The sequence below is a fragment of the Micromonospora sp. RP3T genome, assembly GCF_003027925.1.
GTDB lineage: Bacteria > Actinomycetota > Actinomycetes > Mycobacteriales > Micromonosporaceae > Micromonospora.
Window position 1 is genome coordinate 1 of sequence record NZ_PYPS01000088.1, and the last position, 1,353, is coordinate 1,353.

Consider the following 1,353-nt stretch of genomic DNA (forward strand, 5'->3'; position numbering starts at 1 on the left):
CAGCCCGGCCAGCTCGTCGCGGAGCAGGTCGGCCAGCAGCGGGTGCGGCCGGTACCAGGGCGGGCTGCCCCCGTCCTGCTGGACGAAGCCGCCCTCCCGGGCCGCCTCGGCCAGCAGGCGTCCGTCGGCGTAACCGGCGGCCTGGCTGGCCGCGGTGGCGGCCTGCTCGGCGTAGCGCGCCGCGTCCTGGGCCGCCTTGCGGGCGACCGCCGCCACCCGGTTCGCCTCCGCGGCGTCCCGGCGGGCGTCGGCGGCGTACCGCAGCGCCTCGGAGACCAGACCACGGACCCGGGCGATGTGGGTGGCCGCCTCGGCGTCCCGACGCTGCGCGCGGAACTGCCCGTCGGTGAGGAAGTCCTTCAGGTACGACCGCGGGCCGGTGAGCGCGATCTGGGCCATCGACTTCACCTCCGGACCACCGGCGGTCATGATCTGGCCGACCCGGACCCGGTCGTCCAGCTCGGCCGCGGCGTACTGCCCGGTGGTCAGGAACTCGTGCCGGTCGGCGGGGGTGCCGTCGAGCGCGGCCTGCCCCGCCGCCTTCATCTGGGTGCCGCCGGCGGTCATCAACTGACCGATCCTGATCCGGTCGTCGGTGTCCTTGCCCGGGTACTCCCGGGTCTCCAGGAAGGTGACCACGGTGTCGTGCGAGCCGGTCAGCGCCGTCTCCGCCGCCGTCTTGAGCGCCGGCTTGTCGGCGGTGGCGGCGATGTGCCGGACCTTCATCCGGTCGTCCTCCTCGGCGGCGGCCTCCCGCCCGGTGGCGAGGAAGCTGCGGAGATCGGCCTCGGAGCCGGCGAGCGCCGCGCCCGCCGCCGCCCGGGTCCAGTCGCCGCCGGTGGCCATCAGACGCGCGGCGGCCCGACGCCCGCTGGCAAGGACGACCTCCGACGAGGCGCCGGGGGCACTGGCCTCGGCCAGCCACTGCCGGGTCTGCTGGTCCAGCCGCGCCTCCTCCGCGGCGTCCGCCGCGGCCCGGTCCAGTCGCTCCTGCTCGGCGACGCGCGCCTCGGCCGCGTCCGCCTTGCCCTCCTCGGTCTGGTCGGCCAGGCGTTCGGCGTCCGCCAGGCGGGCGTCCTCCTCCACCTGCACGGCCTGGTTGGCCGCCTCGGTCGCGGTGTTCGCGGCGGTGGTCGCGGCGGTGGCGGCCGCCGTCGCGCGAGCCGCCGCGGTGGCGGCCTCGCCGGCGTGCGCCGCGGCGTCGTCCGCGGCCACCGCGGCTGCCTCCGCGTGCTTCGCCGCGTCCAACGCCGCCTGGTACGCCTGCCGGGCGGCCTGCGCCGACTTCAGCGCGAACCGCTCGGCGGCGTTCGCGGCGCGGGTCGCCGCCGCGGCGTTGCGCTGGGCCGCCGC

At 77.9% G+C, this 1,353-nt stretch carries 1 protein-coding gene; it reads right to left on the minus strand.

What is annotated here, in order from left to right; all coding sequences use genetic code 11:
- Window positions 1–1,353 (minus strand): ALF repeat-containing protein (locus C8054_RS31525; RefSeq protein WP_199199998.1); only part of this gene is annotated, 1,353 nt, incomplete at both ends.